The sequence below is a fragment of the Clostridium prolinivorans genome, from assembly GCF_004011155.1.
Lineage (GTDB): Bacteria > Bacillota > Clostridia > Clostridiales > Clostridiaceae > Clostridium_AT > Clostridium_AT prolinivorans.
Window position 1 is genome coordinate 1 of record NZ_RJWG01000022.1, and the last position, 18288, is coordinate 18288.

General features: G+C 25.7%; 17 protein-coding genes and 1 pseudogene. 16 read left to right on the forward strand and 2 right to left on the reverse strand.

Going from position 1 to position 18288, the window contains the following annotated elements:
• The 8 genes and pseudogenes from EGD97_RS11530 to EGD97_RS11565 all read left to right on the forward strand — a co-directional run.
• A pseudogene (locus tag EGD97_RS11530) lies at positions 1-335 on the forward strand (iron-containing alcohol dehydrogenase); the annotation flags it as partial.
• A 250-nt stretch (positions 336-585) separates the two neighbouring features.
• Positions 586-1839 (forward strand): hypothetical protein, encoded by a 1254-nt coding sequence (locus tag EGD97_RS11535; RefSeq protein ID WP_127837474.1) that lies wholly within the window; start codon positions 586-588, stop codon positions 1837-1839.
• A 77-nt stretch (positions 1840-1916) separates the two neighbouring features.
• A complete protein-coding gene (locus tag EGD97_RS11540; protein WP_127837476.1) occupies positions 1917-2642 on the forward strand; it encodes an ABC transporter ATP-binding protein in 726 nt (241 codons plus the stop codon).
• Entirely contained in the window at positions 2629-3381 is a 753-nt protein-coding gene (locus EGD97_RS11545) for an ABC transporter permease (protein WP_127837478.1), read from the forward strand. Before EGD97_RS11540 ends, EGD97_RS11545 begins: the two co-directional genes overlap by 14 nt.
• Positions 3382-3390: 9 nt before the next feature.
• Positions 3391-4857 (forward strand): HAMP domain-containing sensor histidine kinase, encoded by a 1467-nt coding sequence (locus EGD97_RS11550; protein WP_127837480.1) that lies wholly within the window; start codon positions 3391-3393, stop codon positions 4855-4857.
• A complete protein-coding gene (locus tag EGD97_RS11555) occupies positions 4835-5530 on the forward strand; it encodes a response regulator transcription factor (protein WP_078683265.1) in 696 nt (231 codons plus the stop codon). The genes EGD97_RS11550 and EGD97_RS11555 overlap by 23 nt, the downstream gene beginning before the upstream one ends.
• Positions 5531-5675: 145 nt before the next feature.
• On the forward strand, positions 5676-6935 hold the full coding sequence (locus EGD97_RS11560) for a D-alanyl-D-alanine carboxypeptidase family protein (protein ID WP_127837482.1): 1260 nt from the start codon (positions 5676-5678) through the stop codon (positions 6933-6935).
• A 246-nt stretch (positions 6936-7181) separates the two neighbouring features.
• Positions 7182-8336: a S1C family serine protease gene (locus tag EGD97_RS11565; protein WP_228202027.1), complete on the forward strand. Its 1155-nt coding sequence runs from the start codon at positions 7182-7184 to the stop codon at positions 8334-8336.
• A gap of 88 nt (positions 8337-8424) precedes the next feature.
• Here EGD97_RS11565 and EGD97_RS11570 read toward each other — a convergent pair whose 3' ends face one another.
• On the reverse strand, positions 8425-8592 hold the full coding sequence (locus EGD97_RS11570; protein ID WP_078683268.1) for a CDIF630_02480 family spore surface protein: 168 nt from the start codon (positions 8590-8592) through the stop codon (positions 8425-8427).
• Positions 8593-8906: 314 nt separating this feature from the next.
• On the opposite strand from EGD97_RS11570, the gene EGD97_RS11575 reads away from it, so the two are divergent.
• Complete coding sequence (locus EGD97_RS11575; protein ID WP_078683269.1) at positions 8907-9776, forward strand: SDR family oxidoreductase; 870 nt, start codon at positions 8907-8909, stop codon at positions 9774-9776.
• Between the two features lie 35 nt (positions 9777-9811).
• Positions 9812-9940 (forward strand): hypothetical protein, encoded by a 129-nt coding sequence (locus EGD97_RS12715; RefSeq protein ID WP_265936974.1) that lies wholly within the window; start codon positions 9812-9814, stop codon positions 9938-9940.
• A 261-nt stretch (positions 9941-10201) separates the two neighbouring features.
• Here the strand turns inward: EGD97_RS12715 and EGD97_RS11580 are convergent, their stop codons facing one another.
• On the reverse strand, positions 10202-11203 hold the full coding sequence (locus tag EGD97_RS11580; protein WP_164850213.1) for an alpha/beta hydrolase: 1002 nt from the start codon (positions 11201-11203) through the stop codon (positions 10202-10204).
• Between the two features lie 569 nt (positions 11204-11772).
• Between EGD97_RS11580 and EGD97_RS11585 the strand changes: the two genes are divergently transcribed.
• The 6 genes from EGD97_RS11585 to EGD97_RS11610 form a co-directional block, all read left to right on the forward strand.
• Positions 11773-12474, forward strand: a complete 702-nt coding sequence (locus EGD97_RS11585) for a phosphatase PAP2 family protein (protein ID WP_078683271.1) — start codon at positions 11773-11775, stop codon at positions 12472-12474.
• 16 nt (positions 12475-12490) lie between these two features.
• Positions 12491-13258, forward strand: a complete 768-nt coding sequence (gene lgt, locus EGD97_RS11590) for a prolipoprotein diacylglyceryl transferase (protein ID WP_127837486.1) — start codon at positions 12491-12493, stop codon at positions 13256-13258.
• Between the two features lie 117 nt (positions 13259-13375).
• Positions 13376-14515, forward strand: coding sequence for a cysteine desulfurase family protein (locus EGD97_RS11595; protein ID WP_078683273.1), 1140 nt, complete (start codon positions 13376-13378; stop codon positions 14513-14515).
• Positions 14512-15657: a tRNA uracil 4-sulfurtransferase ThiI gene (thiI, locus tag EGD97_RS11600; RefSeq protein WP_078683274.1), complete on the forward strand. Its 1146-nt coding sequence runs from the start codon at positions 14512-14514 to the stop codon at positions 15655-15657. The genes EGD97_RS11595 and thiI overlap by 4 nt, the downstream gene beginning before the upstream one ends.
• 444 nt (positions 15658-16101) lie before the next feature.
• On the forward strand, positions 16102-17064 hold the full coding sequence (locus EGD97_RS11605) for a serine hydrolase (protein WP_127837487.1): 963 nt from the start codon (positions 16102-16104) through the stop codon (positions 17062-17064).
• 85 nt (positions 17065-17149) lie between these two features.
• A partial coding sequence (locus EGD97_RS11610; RefSeq protein WP_127837489.1) for an aldehyde dehydrogenase family protein occupies positions 17150-18288 on the forward strand: 1139 nt, incomplete at its 3' end.

Here is an 18288-nt window from a genome sequence, read left to right on the forward strand (position 1 = left end):
TAAGATTTAATGCAGTAGATAATCCAAGAAAACAAGCTGCATTTCCACAATATAAATATCCAAATGCAAAGTGGAGATATGCTCAAATAGCAGATTATTTAAGACTTGGTGGAAATACTGAAGATGAAAAAATAGAAAGATTAATTGCAGCAATAGATGAATTAAAAGATAAAGTGAATATACCTAAAACAATTAAGGACGCTGGAGTTTCAGAAAGAAAATTCTATGCTACTTTAGATGAGATGTCAGAACAAGCTTTTGACGATCAATGTACTGGAGCAAATCCAAGATATCCTTTAATAAGTNCAAAAAAGAAGAATAAAATAGTATATTAATATCTATAAGTCAAATAAGTATTTAGGCAATTTTATAAAAAAGTCATGCATAAAGAAGGATATTTCCTAATTTATGTATGACTTTTTACTTATATAAAGAATTTATATATTTTATAAACAAACTTTTTAGAAAAATGGAATTTAATTTATATTTTCTTAATAATTAGTTTATGAAAATTAGAGATATTGACTATATAATTAAAATATGGAAAGCTTTCCTATGCAATATTAAAAAAGGAGATGTTAATAAGTGAAAATGAGTAAGAAAACAGCTATGATTACAAGCTTTACAGTTGGAATTATGCTTTTTGCTACAACTGCATTTGCTGAAGTAACATCAAAAAGTGGTTATGAACAGTTCAAAGATTCTGTTAAATATTCAGCAGAAAGTTTTACTGGTAAGCTTTCAAGTTATACTATAGATATTTCTCTTGTATTAAAGGATAACGGAAAGACAATTGCTTCACAAAATTCAGTAAATAAATATGACCTAAAGAAAAATGCTTGTGAGAATACTACAATTACTACAGAAGGGAAAAGAAAGACAGAGACAATTTATTACAGGGATAAAAACGGATTTGTAAATTATAACAGTAATGATGATGTTTACTATATAGTAGAACAGGATAATAGCAAAGAAGAATTTTGGATTAAAAATCCTTTTAAAGAAAAGGAGGCAGAAGATTTAGAAAAAATAGCAGATGCTATTATAGGAAGTCTTAAAGATTCTGTTATAGTTTCCGAAAATAATGATAATAGCAAAGAAATGTCAGTTTCTTTAAGTGAAACACAAATTCCAAGTTTAATAAATGCAGTAGTTTCTTATAATATTAAGAGTAATTTTTTATGGCAAAGAAACGACAATACAGATAATAATAATTTACTTCCTAAAATAACTAAAGATGTATTCGTAAAAGAAGCTAAAGGTAAAATGATTGCAGATAAAAATGGCTTAATTCAAAGTGCTTTAGGTACTGGAGTATTATATGGTAAAGATGATAAAGGCAGTGAACACAATTTAACATTTGAATTTTTGTGTAAAGTATCTAATATTAATTCAACAATTGTTAATAAGCCTGATACTTCTGGTAAGAAAGTTGAAAAAAGCAAAGCATTTTCAGATCCAAGTACTAGTTTAAAACCTGAACTTTATATTGGTACCTATAAAAACAACATAACAATAGAAAAAGATGGGAAATACCAAAAAATAGGTGAAAGAATTGTTGAAGTTGAAAAAATAGATAAAAATACTGCATTAGGAAGATATCATGAAGAATATTTAAAAGGATATGAAGATTATTCGGCAAATGCAAAAGATTTTAAGTTTGAGGCTAAATTTAAGGAATATCCTTATAATGGTGAGTTTAATAAAATAGGAGGTTCAGCAGATAATAATACATCTGGATACTTTGGATTAGATCCTTATTCAGCTTCTATACAATTTACTTTTAAACAAACTGATACAAGAATATATAATAGTCAGTTCCAAAGAGTTTTTGATTAGTTTTAAATTAACAATTAAATAATGGGCAGATTTAAGTTTAAGTCTGCCCGTAATAAAATTATTTATTGGGGGTAGCTATGGAAAAAGTTATTGAGATAAAAAATTTAACAAAGCAATATAAAAATGGCAGAGGTATTATAGATATAAATTTAGACATATATAAAGGAGATATTTTTGGATTTTTAGGACCTAATGGAGCGGGTAAAACCACAGCTATGAAAATTATGACTGGACTTATAAAACCTGATAGTGGTGAAGTTAAAATTAATGGTTACAGTATTTTTGAAAATTTTGAAAAAGCAATGCAAAGCGTAGGCTGTATTATTGAAACAGCAGAATCTTATCCTTTTTTAACCGCATATGAAAATTTAAAGCAATTTTCAAGATATTATAAAAATATAGATGATAAAAGAATTAATGAAGTTTTAGAACTTACTTCATTAAGCAAATATAAAAATGAAAAACCAAGAAAATTTTCTCTTGGAATGAAACAGCGTTTAGGGATTGCGGCGGCAATTTTATCAAAACCTAAAGTGGTTATATTAGACGAGCCTTTTAATGGCCTTGATGTTGAAGGAATGATTGATATGAGGAATATAATAAAAAATCTTGCAAAAGAAGAAAAAACCACCTTTTTTATATCTAGTCATCTTATTCATGATGTGGAGCTTACTTGTAATAGGATTGGAGTTTTATACAATGGAAGAATGCTTAATGTAGATACTACTAAAAATATTTTAAATAATTATGCTTCACTTGAAAATTATTTTGTTAGCGAGGTAGAAAGAAATGGCAGGATTTAATACAGCTTTAATCAATGAAATAGAAAAACTTTATAAAAAGAACAAGCTTTTAGTAGCAGTAATCATATCAATTATTTTTATTATAATAGGTCAGGCTGGTATATTAGGACTTAGAAGTGGATTTGGTCTTCGTGGTGCTTCAAACATGAATTTTCCTATACTTGTACTTTCTGTTATTGCTAATACTATTTTGCCTTTATTTACAGCACTTATAACAATAGACAGCTTTTCAGGGGAATTTTCGCAAAATACTATGAAAATTGCACTTACAAGGCCTATAACAAGGCTTAAATTCTTTACTGCAAAGCTAACATCAATAATAATTTATATATTATTTAATTTATATTTTGTAATGATTGTTTCAGTACTTACAGGATTTATATTTAATTCAAATTCATTTACATTAAGAGGATTTATTAATATTATAATTTCTTATACTGTAACTTTAATACCTATGATAATATTAGTTTTAGTTATTGTAATTTTAACAAATCTAATAAAAAATGGGACAGGGGTTTTCTTTACATCAATACTTATTTTTATAATTTTAAAAATTATTGAAATAGTTTTTTCGAAATATTCGGGTATATTTTTTACTTCAATGTTAGACTGGTATAAATTATGGCTTATGAATCCTATGCCAGTATTTAAAATTATTAGAAAATTTATGCTTATGCTAAGTTATGGTATAATATTTTTTACATTAGGCTATTATCTTTTTGATAAAAAAGACTTTTAAGGTGATTACATGGATATAAAAAAAAGGCTCCTTATTTCTAATACTGTTACAATTATAACTCCATTTATTATAACTTTTATTGTTACTTTTTTTATTATATTTATATCTTCAACATTTTTTAGCAAAGATATAAGTTATAATAATATTAAAAAATTTGCTAAAATAAACTCTGAACTTTTTAACATTAAAAATAGTATATCAAAACAAAATGATGAAATTACAAAAGATGATTTTGAAAAATATTTGTCTTCCAAACTTTCAAAGTTTAATGGAAAATATATAATAATTGATGGACACTCTGATACGGTTTTTCCACAGGAATTTACTAAAATTGATGTTGAAAAAATTAAAGAAATAGTAAAAGGTAATTCTTTTGAAAAAAGCATTAATATAAATAATTTAACTTATATTATTGAAGATGTAGATGTAGTGCTAAAAAATGGAGTTAAATCAAAAGTAATTTTATTAGCTCCAATTGAAAAAAATAATATGTTTAGCAGGCTCTTAATAGTTATTATTTTAGTTTTTATTATATCTTTTATAAGTGTAAATATAATTATGTCCTATGAAATTTCAATGAAAATAATAAAACCTATTAATTCACTTAAAAAGGCTGCCTCTGAAATTAGCAGTGGAAATTTAAATTGTGAAATTATTGAAGAAGGGGATAAAGAGATAAAAGAGCTTTGTCATGACTTTGAAATTATGAGAATACAGCTTAAAGATTCTATAAATATTAAAATGAAATATGATGATAATCGTAAAATGCTTATATCTAGTATTTCTCATGATTTAAAAACACCTATAACTTCTATAAAAGGTTATGTAGAAGGTATTTTAGATGGAGTTGCAAATACTAAAGAAAAGATAGAAAATTATTTAAAAACAATATATTTAAAGGCTGAACATATAGATTTAATGATTGATGATTTGCTTTTGTATTCAAAGCTCGATTTAAACCAGCTTCCTTTTAATTTTGAAAAAACAAATATAGTGGAATACTTTAATTTTTGTATTGAAGAAATGCTGCCTGAAATTTTAAAATTAAATATAAAAATAAGGTTTGAAAATAATTTAAAAAGTTCTCAATTCGTTATGATTGATAGAGAAAGAATGAGAAGAGTTATAGTAAATATTATAGATAATTCTTGCAAATACATGGATAAAAAACAAGGAGAAATTATTATAAAGTTTAGAGAAACTAGTACAAGTGTAATTGTTGAAATAAGAGATAATGGTAAAGGAATTAAAGAAACTGAAATTAATAAAATATTTGATAGATTTTATAGGGCAGATTTTTCAAGAAGTGGTGCAAAAGGAAGTGGGCTTGGCCTTGCTATTGCTAAGCAAATTGTAGAAGGACATTATGGAAAAATTTGGGCTGTAAGTCATGGAAATGAAGGAATAAGCATTATAATATCATTAATAAAATTAACTGAGGGTAGAGGAAACTATGAAGAATATATTAATAATTGAAGATGATTTAAGCATTGCAGAACTTGAAAGGGATTATTTAGAACTTTCTGGATTTGAAGTTAAAATATGCCAAGATGGAGTATCAGGGTTAAATGAAATAAAAGAAAATAAATATGATTTAGTAATATTAGATATTATGCTGCCTAAAATAGATGGACTTGATATTTTGAAAATAATAAATGAACATAAAGATATCCCAGTTTTATTAGTTTCGGCAAAGAAAGAAGAAATTGATAAAATAAAGGGATTAAGTCTAGGAGCAGACGATTACATAACAAAACCTTTTAGTCCTGGAGAATTAGTTGCAAGAGTTAAATCTCATATTCAAAATTATGAAAGACTTAAAAATAAATTTAATTCCAAATTAGAAAATGATATCCTTATAATAAGAGGACTAGAAATCAGGAAAAAATCTAGGCAGGTATTTGTAAATGGCAAAGAAGTGGTTTTAGCCCAAAAAGAATATGATTTACTTTTATATTTAGCGGAAAATCCCAATAGAGTGTTTACAAGAGAAGAACTTTTTGAAAGAATTTGGGGACTAGATGCTATGGGGGATAATGCTACAATTACAGTACATATAAGAAGAATAAGAGAAAAAATTGAATTAAATCCATCAGAGCCACAATATATTGAAACAGTTTGGGGTGTTGGATATAGGTTTAGAGTATAAATGGCTATAAAAAGAGTTATATAGGTAGCAGTGAAAAATTGCTACCTATTATTAATGTTAAAATATTACAATTGCTTGTCCAATTATATTTTAGATGATATACTTATTTAGGTATAAAAAAATCTAAAGATGGAGAGATGCAAATATGAAACGTATTTTAATTAGCAGTATTATGGCAATAGTATTAATTTTTACCAATGCTGGATATACTAAAGCTGCAGAAAATGATATGCCTAAAATTGAAGGTAAAGCAGGTATAACTATTGATATGGATACTGGAGAGATAATATACGCAAATGGCATAGATGATAAATATTATCCTGCTAGTACTACAAAGCTTTTGACTGCTTTACTTTTTGCTGAAAATAAAAATAAAAATGATGAAATAAAGTATACAGAAAGTGCAAAAGAACAACCAGCATATTCCATAGATAAAACACTTATTAAAATGCAGGTTGGTGAAAGTATGAAAGCACAAGATGTTATGGATGCTCTTTTAATATTTTCAGCTAATGATTCAGCTTATATGATAGCAGATAGTGTAAGTGGAAATAGCAGTAAATTCGAAGAGCTAATGAATGAGAGAATAAAAAAACTTGGACTTAAAAATACTCATTTTGTTACTCCTAATGGACTTCATGATAAAAATCACTATACTACACCATATGATCTAAGTGTTATTGCAAGAGAAGCATTTAAAAATCAATGGGTAAGAGAAACTTTAGCTAAAAGTAAGAGCAGATTAACTACTTCTACTGGAGCAATGGCAGATATAGAAAATAGAAATAAACTTCTTGGAATTGATGGATGTTTAGGCGGTAAAACTGGTTATACCGATCCTGCAGGAAGAGTACTTGTGGCATTTTTCGAAAGAAATGGTAGAAAAATGGTTGGAGTAGTTATGAAATCTGCTTATGATTATAACGATTCTGTTGTTTTTGAAGATATGAAAAAAATTATAGATTGGAGTTATAACCAAAAACCTGTTGTTGTTCATAAAAAAGGTGATACTTTAAAAACAGAAACTTTGAAATATAAACTTTTTAGATTTTTTGGACCGGAAAAAACAATACAAGCTCCTATTTTAGTTAATGATGATGTAAAATATTATGAAAATAGTGTAAATAAAGCGGAAGCTAAAGAAGAATATAATATAGAAAAGCTTAATGTATGGAATCTAAATTCTAAAAATTCTGTAGGTACTTTTACTTTAAAAGAAAGAGAAGCAGTTAAAAATTACAAATTGTATACTACTGTATCTACAAAAGATGTATTTAAAGAAAATATTATATTTTATGTAGGGACATTATTAGTCATTTTAATGTTAATAATTATTATAGCAATGATAACACTAAAAATAAAAAGAAACAGGTCAAGAAGAAGAGGACCTATATATTTTAACTAAAAATATAATGTAAAAGGATCTCTGCTACGAAGCTAACTATTTAGTTAGCTTCGTAGCAGTTTCTTTTTTTATAATACAGTTTTTTTATTGTTATTTATTTAAAAATGTATACAATCTGTTAAGCCGTAAAAAAATACTCATATATTATTTTAATTTTGTTAATAAAGCTTACATTAAATTGCCACAAAAATAAAATATCATTTATTTAGAAAGAAAAATAAATTATATTTTATGGAGGGATATATTATGGGAATAAAGAAAAAAATAACTTCTTATATAGCTGTAGGACTTATTTTTTCAGTTATAGGAGGCAGTGCAGCTGCTGTAGGAACGTTATATTTACTTCCTAATTTTTCAATATTTAAAAATACACCATTATATAAAAGTATAGAAACAAGTGTTCAAAACGAAAGCGAATTAAGCAAAACTGTAAATAGTAATTCATCAAATACTACATCAGCTGTAACAACTGTTTCAACTAAAAATTCAGCATCAGGGGTTTCTGAAATTGTAAAAAAAGTATCACCTGCAGTAGTAGGTGTAGCTACTAAAAGTATAACTACAGAAAATATATATGGGCTCCAAATTCAAGGAAAAGAAGTAGAAGGTATGGGATCAGGAGTTATTTTTAATGAAGAAGGATATATACTTACGAATTACCATGTTATAGATGGAGCACAAGAAGTTAAAGTTATTTTAAGTACAGGTAAAGAAGTAAATGCTAAAGTTGTAAATTATGATGAAAATATGGATGTTGCAGTAATTAAAATAACAGATGATATTAAAGTACCTGCTGTAGCAGAATTTGGAGATTCAAGCAGTTTACAAGTAGGTGAATTAGCAATAGCAATAGGTAATCCTCTTGGGAAAGAGCTATTAGGCTCAGTAACTACTGGAGTTATAAGTGCACTTAATAGAGAAATTGAAATAGACAATAAAAAACTTACTTTAATTCAAACTGATGCAGCTATTAATCCTGGAAACAGCGGAGGACCTCTTGTAAATTCTGAAGGTAAAGTTATAGGAATAAATACTGCAAAACTTGGTGGGAATGGAGTTGAAGGTTTAGGATTTGCTATACCAATAAATTCCATAACTCCTAAAATAGAAAGTTTGACAAAACAATTAATTAAAATTGGAATATCAGCTATTGATGTTGATGAAAATATATCAAAGAATTATGATTTACCTATAGGAGTTTATATACAAGATGTAGAATCATTTTCTTCTGCTGAAAAAGCAGGTTTAAAGGCAGGAGATGTTATAGTAAAATTTGATGGTAAAAAAGTTACTTCAATTAATGATATAAATGAAATTAAAAATAATCATAAAGAAGGGGATGTTGTAAAAATAGAAATAGTAAGAAACAAAGAAAATAAAACTTTGGAACTTAAATTTTAATAAAAAGTTAAATTATATTCAGGCTATTGATATATATTTTATCAATAGCCTGAATTTTTTAATGGTTTGAAAATTTTAATTTTATTTTTTACTTTTCATTTGAATCAACATATTCTTTAGCATTTATAACTTCTGTTTCATTAGGAATGCCTACATTTGATAAAGGCTTTTGTTTTTCTATATTTGCCCAAGAGGCAGTGTCTTGTTTCCCAAGATTATTTGATGAAAAAATTTTTTTATAATTATTTTTTTTCATTTTTATCATTCCTCCTCGTATTTATATAATTTAGGCATTTGCAGAATTCTAATACATTGAATTTAACGATTTTCAAATACAATATATATGTTTTTCTCCACTTTTTAATAAAAATTGTATTAATTTATATGAGAAACTTAGCATAAAGCCTTTCAATATTGTACTAATATTCTGCAATCGCCTATTTATATAATTAGTATCTTTAAATTGTGTAAAACTATTACATTGAATAATAAGATGAATTTTATAAATAATATATTTTATAGCTTATGTTTTTTTATAAATTTTAATCTGATTTTATGGAGGTAAATTAAATGGATGCATTAAAAAATTTTCCAACTAAAATACCAGCTCAAAAGCAAGATAAACAGCCAGGGATAGAAAAAAATATGAATCCAAGACCAATATTTGAAGACCCTAATTATAAAGCTTCTAATAAATTACAAAATAAGACAGCTATAATAACAGGAGGAGACAGTGGTATTGGAAGAGCAGTGTCAGTAGCTTATGCTTTAGAAGGAGCAGATGTAGCTATAATTTATTTAAACGAACACGAGGATGCAGAAGAGACTAAAAAAATAATTGAAAGTAAAGGAAGAAAATGTATAACAATAGCAGGAGATATTGGAGAAGAAAGTTTTTGCTTTGAAGCTGTTAAAGAAGTTATAAACACTTTTAATAAAATAGATATACTTGTAAATAATGCTGGAGAACAACATACTCAAAACAGCATAGAAGATATAACAAAAGAACAACTTGAAAGAACATTTAAAACAAATATTTTTTCTATGTTCTATATGACAAAAGCTTGTTTGCCACATATGAAAGAAGGAAGTATAATAATAAATACTTCTTCAGTAACTGCTTATAAAGGACATAAAACTTTAATAGACTATTCAGCAACAAAGGGAGCTATAACTACATTTACACGTTCTTTAGCATTATCTCTTTCAAGTAGAAATATAAGAGTAAATGCAGTAGCGCCAGGTCCTATTTGGACTCCTCTTATACCAGCGTCTTTTAGTAAGCAGGAAGTTTCTGAATTTGGAAGTAATTCTACTTTTAAAAGACCAGGTCAGCCTGTAGAATTAGCACCAGCTTATGTATTTTTAGCATCTGATAGTTCTACTTATATAAGCGGAGAGACTATTCATGTAAATGGTGGAGAAATAATTAATGCCTAAAATAATATATAAAGATATGATAGGAGGGATTTTTTATGGTTTCAAAGTCAGAAAAGAAGCGAAGAAATGATAATAAAACAACAAATGATAAAAGAGCTAATCCTATAACTTTAGAAGTAAAACCAGATTCAAGTAAACCAGTTAAAGGATTACCTAAGGTATAAAAATAATATAAAGAATATATAGAAAATAAAAATATAAATATTTTAAGTGAATATAAAACCATGCATAAAAAATATACTTTTTATGCATGGTTTTTAGTATTAAATTAGATAATATTTATTTAGTTTTTAAATTGGTTTTTAAACTTATTTTTAGTATTAAATTTTATAATTATCTCATAAAAATAAATATTGGTCACTATATATAAACGATAATTTTTAAATTTGTATTTTTTTAAATACTTTTTAATAATAATTAAATTTTTAATTACTTTTTAAAAGTACTGAATCTATAAATTCATTAACTTTTTGAGTGTATTCATCTTCATCTGTAAAATAAGTTTCTCCATGTTCAGAATTTGGTACTATATAAATTTTTTTATTATTTTCTTTTACATTATACATATCTTCTGCCATAGATTTTGGGACTACACTATCGTTTGAACCATGTATAAACATAATAGGAGTTTTTATTTCTTTTAAAATATTTATAGGTGAAACTTCGTTTAAATAAAAGCCATTTTTAATTCTATTTATCTCATCTAGATAAAATATAAAAGGCTTAATTAAAAATTTATATTTTAGATTATACTTATTTTTAAATTTTAATGTAAAATATTCATTTAAATCAGAAAAAGCACTATCTACTACATAAAAACTTACAATTTTTTTATCTTCATTTTTTTTAGCTTGAAGTAGGGCAGCGACTCCACCTATATCCTCACCATGAACTCCAATAATTCCACCGTTATTTTTTTTATATATAAAATCTATAATTTTATCTAAATCATCACTTTCAAAAAAACCATAGGTTGTATTATTTCCTTTACTATATCCGTGATTTCTTCCATCATATACAAATACATTAAATCCTTTATCTAAATACATATCAGCATATTTCATAGCAGTCCATCGACTTCCTGAAAGTCCATGTAAAATTATAACGGTATTTTTAGTTTCTTTCCCATTTTTAATAAATGTACCATATAACCTATAATTATTTCTAGAAGCAATAGATATACTTTCTTTTTCAAGGCTATTATATCTTACTTCATTAAAAGTATTTTTATACTTTTCCATTTGGTCAAGTTCTTCTCTTGTATTTATTTCAAAAGTCTGCTTATATAAAATGTTACCTATATATAATCCTAAAGAATTAATTAATATAAAAACTATAATAAATATATCAAATATTTTTCTAGGTAATTTTTTTTTCTTTTTTCTTTGTTCATTTTTTAAAGATGTAAATTGTAACTCTATATTCATATAACCACCCTTGTTATAATCAATCAATTTACATTTTAACATTAAAATGATGCTAAATGAATAGTTTTTATATTTTTTATACAAATTTATTTTGGGATTGTTGGAAGAAAAGTACAATAAATTAATAAATTTAAATATAGTTGTATCATTATTAATATTTGTATATTAATATAATTATATAATAATTTATATTATTAAATATATCCCAATTATTAAAAGCTTAGTATAGTATATATTTAGTATAGATAGTATATATAGTAAAATAATAATCCTCTCTACTTAGATAAAATAATAGAAAATATTCTATGTTTAGATTATTATTTTATTATACTGTATTTAATTTTTATGTTTGATATCTACAAAAATCAGATGAATTAAGAATTTTTAATATTTTAAAAACAATATATAAACAAACTTGTTTATATTATATATACATTTTATAATTAATTTAGATTAAAAATTTATTGTTTTTTTATTTTAAAAAACTATGTAACACTTTATATATAAGCATTAAATTTAAAAAAATAGTGTAAAACTTTACACTAACTAAAAAATAAGGGGGGAAAAATATGCAAAAAATCATTAAAAAAGATAATTTAAAAATAAAAAATTTTAAAGAATATATATTGAGCTTTAGTATTATTTTATCTATAGTACCTTTAAATATATTTTATGTTATATTAAATAATTTTAACAAAGAAGCTAATAGTTTAGTTACTAAATTTGATATGGCTATACCTTTTATAAAAATTTTTATAATTCCTTATATAGCTTGGTATGCATTTATATTTTTTACTATGGCTTATATATGCTATAAAGATAAAGAAACATTTGTTAAAACAGTAATAAGTTATAATTTAGGTCTTATTGCCGCTTATATAACTTTTCTATTTTTTCAAACTACTGTACCTAGACCAGAAATTACAGGAACTGATATTTTAACTAAACTTGTAATGATGATATATAAAAATGATAATCCTTACAATTGTTTTCCCAGTATTCATGTATTAACGAGTTTTCTTATGATAAAATCAATTTGTGCAAGTAATTGTAAAAATAAAATAAACGTTTCTATAATTTCAATTATTTCTATATTGATTATATTATCCACATTATTTGTTAAACAGCATGTAATATTGGATATATTTGGTGGAATTTTGTATGCGGACATAATTTTTAGATTTGTAAATGCTTATTATTATAAAATATTAAATTTAATAAAAAAATTACTTAATTTAAAATCTAATGAAATTTTAGAAATAAATGATTAACAAATGGAGGAAATTTATGAACCCAATTGCTTTTTATATTTTTGGAATACCTATAAGATGGTATGGAGTTCTTATATCAATTGGAATGATAATTGGTATTTTAATAGCTTCTAAAAGCTGCAAAATAAAAAATATAAATTACGATAATATGATTGATATTGTACTTATTGCATTTCCTTTTGCAGTAATTGGTGCTAGATTATATTATGTTATTTTTAATCTTTACTATTATGCAAAATATCCTTTAGAAATTATAAATATTAGGCAGGGCGGATTAGCTATCCATGGGGGTATAATTTTTGCGTTATTTTCTGCTTATTTATATACCAAGAAGAAAAATCTTAATTTTTTAAGTTATGCTGATGCAGCAGCACCTTCTATAATTTTGGCTCAAGCAATAGGAAGATGGGGAAATTTTTTTAACCAAGAAGCTTATGGAAGAGAAGTATCTTTAGAATTTATAAGACATTTCCCAATTTTTATACAAAATGGAATGTATATTGAAGGACATTATTATCATCCTACTTTTTTGTATGAATCTTTATGGAATATATTTATATTTATTATACTTATAATATTATTAAGAAAAACCAAAAAAGATGGGTTAATATTTTTTAGCTATATAGGGTTATATTCTTTAGGCAGATTTTTTATTGAAGGATTAAGGACAGATAGTTTAATGCTTGGTTCTATAAGAGTAGCTCAATTAATAAGTTTATTAGGTATATTGGTTTGGCTTGTATATATCTTTTTTACATGTAACAAAAGAAAAAATATGTTGTAATTATAAAAATAAAATTGTATTATAGTTATTGTATAATTTAAAGATTTAGCATCTTAAAATAGAGTGTTCTGTTTTAAGATGCTTTAATTTAATAAATAAATTTTAGGAAGTGATATAATGGAAGTATATTTTGATAATAGTGCGACTACTAAGCCTTATGAAGAAGTTATTGAAGTAGTTGGGGACACTATGAGAAATTTTTATGCAAATCCATCTTCTGCTTACAATTTAGGTATAAAAGCTGAAAAAAAGCTTAATGAAAGTAGAGAAATTATAGCTAAAACTTTAAATTGCAGCAAAGATGAAATTATATTTACTTCTGGAGGGAGTGAAAGTAATAACTTTCTTATTAGAGGTTTTGCAGGTGAAAATTCACATATAATTACTACTAAAATAGAACATCCGAGCGTAATTAATTTGTGTAAGGATTTAGAAAAATCAAAAATAAAAGTTACATATTTAAATGTAGATCAAAATGGTAAAATAAATTTAAAAGAACTTGAAGATGCTATAAATAAGGATACTTCAGTTGTAAGTATAATGCATGTAAATAATGAAATAGGAACAGTACAAGAAATTGAAAAAATAGGAAACATTATAAAAGAAAAAAGCAGCAAAATAAAATTTCATGTAGATGCTGTACAAAGCTATGGCAAATATAAAATAGATGTACAAAAGTGCAAAATTGATTTAATGTCTTCAAGTGGACATAAAATTCATGGCCCTAGAGGTATAGGTTTTGCATATATAAGAAAAGGACTTATGCCTAAACCTCTTATATTTGGAGGAGGGCAGGAAAGAAATTTTCGTTCAGGTACAGAAAATGTAGCTGCAGCAGCTGGTTTTGCAAAAGCCTCTGAAATTATGTATAAATATAGAAAAGAAAATTTTAATAAAGTTCAGGAATTAAAAAAGTATTTTATAGAAAAGCTTTCTCATTTCGAAAAAATTAAAATAAATAGTCCATTAACAGAAGATTTTTCGCCTTATATATTAAGTGTTTCTTTTATAGGAGTTAGAGCTGAAGTACTTCTTCATCTTTTAGAAGAAGCTAATATTTATGTTTCTACAGGTTCAGCTTGCTCCTCTAAAGATACTAAAGATAGTCATGTTTTAAAGGCAATTAATCTTAATGAAAAAGAAATAAAAGGAACTATACGTTTTAGTTTTTGTGAATATAACACAAAAGATGAAGTTGATTATACTATAGATGTGCTTGATAAGTCACTAAAGTTTTTAAGGAGAGTTAGAGTATGAGAAAATTAATTTTAGTAAAGTATGCACCAGAGATATTTCTTAAAGGATTAAACAGAAATAAATTTGAAAAAAAGTTAAAAGAGAATATTAAAAAAGTTCTTGAAGATACAGATTACGAATTTGTAATAGACCAGGGGAGATGGTTTATTTATTCAGAAGACATAGAAGAAATTATAGATAAAGTTATTAAGGTTTTTGGTATTTCTGAAATTTGCATAGTTACAGAAGTTGAGGCTTCTATGGAAGAAATAAAAAAGCAAGCTGTAGAGGAAATTAAAGAAAGTAATCCATTAAATTTTAAAGTAGAAACTAATAGAGCAAATAAGAAATTTCCAGGGACATCTATGGATATAAGCAGAGAAGTAGGAGCATATATTTTAAAAAATGTTCCAAATGTTTCAGTTAAAATAAATAAACCAGAATGTATAATAAATGTAGAAATAAGAGAAAAGGCTTATGTTTATTCTAAAAGAATAAAAGCAGTTGGAGGGCTTCCATATGGAATGAATGGAAGTACAATGCTTATGCTTTCAGGAGGGATAGATTCTCCAGTAGCAGGTTATATGATGGCAAGAAGAGGTGTGGAGGTAAGCTGCGTTTATTTCCACAGTCATCCATATACTAGTGAAAGAGCAAAAGAAAAAGTTAAGCAGTTAGCAGCAATACTTAGTAATTTTACAGGAAGTACTACACTTTATGTAGTTCCCTTTACAGATATACAGATGTCCATTATAGAAAATTGCAGAGAAGATGAATTAACTATAATAATGAGAAGATTTATGATGAGAATAGCTTGCATTCTAGCTGAAAAATTAAAAATTCAGTCAGTAACTACAGGAGAAAGCATAGGTCAGGTAGCAAGTCAAACTATGGAAGGACTTATAGTAAGCACAGATGTGGCAGATAGGCCGGTTTTTAGACCTCTTATTGCTATGGATAAACAGGATATAATGGACATATCCAGGAAAATAGGAACTTATGAAACATCAATACTTCCTTACGAAGATTGCTGTACTATATTTGTACCAAAGCATCCAAAAACAAAACCTGTTTTAGATAAAATAGTTAAAGAAGAAACAAAACTTGAAGTTGAAAGATTAGTAGAAGAAGCTGTAAACAATGTTGAAATATATAATTTATAAAATTGTTTTAAAGTAGTTTTATTAAAATTAACATATATTTTTAAATATCTAACATAAAAACTAAATGTAATCTAGTAAAATAATAATATAAATAATATATTTTATATTACAAAAATAATATTATTATTTTACTAGATGAATTAATTAAACTTTAAAGCTTTGGTATTTGTAATTTTATAAATAAAAATAATTTATAAAAGTTTTTCTTAAATTTATGTATGACTTTTTTTATTTATATACTCTATTTATTGTTAGTTATATAGATGATTGCAAAATGGTAGTGCAGTATTTAAAGGCTTAAGTTGAATTCCTTATATAAATTGATACAGTTTTAATCAAAAAGTTGATGAAAAAACATCTATATTAGTATTTGGAACCCTTTAAATTCAATGAATTAAAATTTTGCAAAGGTCTAATTGTTAGTTATAAATAAGGAGGTAAAGAGTGAAAAAGAAATTTAAAAAAAATATAAATTTTCTCATTATTGTTATATTAGCTGGAGTATTTGCTTATGGAGGATATAAATATTTTAATGATTTAAAAGCAAAAAGTACAATTGAAGATAAAATATCAATATTTAATCAAGATCAAGAACAGAAAAAAATAGAAGAACAAAAAAAGATTGAAGAGCAAAGAAAACTTGATGAACAAAAAAGGATTGAAGAACAGAAATGGCAGGAACAAATAAAAAAAGTTGAAAATGATATAAAAGAATATTTAGGTACAAAAGCTTCAAAAGTAGGACTTGCTTATTATGATATTAAAAGCGGTAAAAGTTTTTCTATAAATGGAGATAAATATTATAATGCAGCCAGTACAGTAAAGGTTCAAATGAACATGGTTTTATTTGATATGATAAAAGAAGGTAAATTAAATATCAATCAAACAGTAAAGTATAATGCAAGTACTGATTATGAAGGCGGAACGGGCATTTTGCAGCAAAAGGATAAAACAAAACCTATTGCTATTCAAACTTTAAGCGATTATAGCATAATATATTCTGATAATATTGCTACAAGAATGATTATTAAAACTATAGGCAGATCAGAGATGAAGAGACGTTTTGGCTTAAAAGTTGGACATACTGTACCTACTCAAAATACAGTAACTCCTAATGAAGAATTAACTTTTTTAAAACAATTATATGAAAATAAGGACAATAATGAATATTATACAAAGCTTATAGAAATTATGAAAAAAACTGTATTCCATGATAGATTAGATAAGTATGTACCACAAGATATTGTTGCTCATAAAATAGGGAATTATGGAGCTTTTGTTAATGATGTTGGAATAGTATATGCTAAAAATCCATATATTATTGCAGTTTATACAGAAGGATTAGAAAATGCTGAAGAAACTATTGCACAAATTAATAAAATGCTATATGAAGTGCATAATAATTAAGGAAATAATATAAAATTTATAATATAAAAGATATTATTTACACATAATAAAATAGTTGAAATCTATAATTAAAGAGGTGTAAATAATGTCTGTAACTAATATTGATGAATTAATGAATAAAATTAAAGAAGTAAGAGAAGCTCAAAAAAAATTTTCCCAATATTCTCAGGAAGAAGTAAATGAAATTTTTAGGCAGGCAGCTATGGCGGCTAATAATGCAAGAATATATTTAGCAAAGATGGCAGCTGAAGAGACTGGTATGGGTATAGTCGAAGATAAGGTTATAAAAAATCATTTTGCATCCGAATATATATATAATCAATATAAAGATGAAAAGACTTGTGGAGTTATAGAAAAAGATGAATCATTTGGTATAGTAAAAGTAGCAGAACCTATAGGAGTTGTTGCAGCAGTTATACCAACTACAAATCCTACTTCAACAGCTATTTTTAAATCTTTGATATCATTAAAAACAAGAAATGGAATAATATTTTCACCACATCCAAGAGCAAAAAAATCTACAATAGAAGCAGCTAAAATAGTTTTAGAAGCTGCTGTAAAAGCAGGTGCACCTAAAAATATAATAGGCTGGATAGATGAGCCTACTTTAGATATGACTCATACACTTATGAGCGAAAGTGATATTATACTAGCTACAGGAGGCCCAGGACTTGTTAAGGCTGCTTATTCTTCTGGGAGACCAGCTATTGGAGTAGGATCTGGGAATACTCCAGCAATTATAGATGAAACAGCACACATAAAGATGGCTGTAAGCTCTATAATTCTTTCTAAAACATTTGATAATGGGGTTGTGTGTGCTTCAGAACAAGCAGTTATAGTATTAGATGATGTTTATGAAGAGGTTAAAGAAGAATTTATTGAAAGAGGAGCTTATATACTTAAAGAAAGCGAGATAGATAAAGTCAGAAATGTAATTTTAAAAGAAAATTTCCAATTAAATTCAGCTATAGTTGGGCAGCCGGCATATAAAATTGCAAATATGGCAGGAATTGAAATTTCAGAAAATTACAAAGTATTAATAGGTGAAGTTGAAAATGTAGATTTAAAAGAAGCTTTTGCTCATGAAAAGCTTTCACCTATATTAGGTATGTATAGAGCTAAAAATTTTGAAGAAGCTCTTGATATTGCAGTAAAAATTATAGAACTTGGAGGATTTGGGCATACATCAGTTTTATATACAGATCAAGTTAAATGCAAAGACAG